General features: G+C 56.8%; 1 rRNA gene. It reads right to left on the reverse strand.

Features of this window, described 5'->3' with window-relative positions:
• Nucleotides 1–278 (reverse strand): 16S ribosomal RNA (locus ACSIPU_RS31280); the annotation flags it as partial.

A 278-nucleotide genomic window follows, 5' to 3' on the forward strand; every position in this document is an offset into this window, starting at 1 on the left:
GGACCGTGTCTCAGTTCCAGTGTGGCTGGTCATCCTCTCAGACCAGCTAGGGATCGTCGCCTAGGTGAGCCGTTACCTCACCTACAAGCTAATCCCATCTGGGCACATCCGATGGCAAGAGGCCCGAAGGTCCCCCTCTTTGGTCTTGCGACGTTATGCGGTATTAGCTACCGTTTCCAGTAGTTATCCCCCTCCATCGGGCAGTTTCCCAGACATTACTCACCCGTCCGCCACTCGTCACCCGAGAGCAAGCTCTCTGTGCTACCGTTCGACTTGCA

It is taken from the genome of Klebsiella sp. HN106, from assembly GCF_051209435.1.
Taxonomy (GTDB): domain Bacteria; phylum Pseudomonadota; class Gammaproteobacteria; order Enterobacterales; family Enterobacteriaceae; genus Klebsiella; species Klebsiella oxytoca.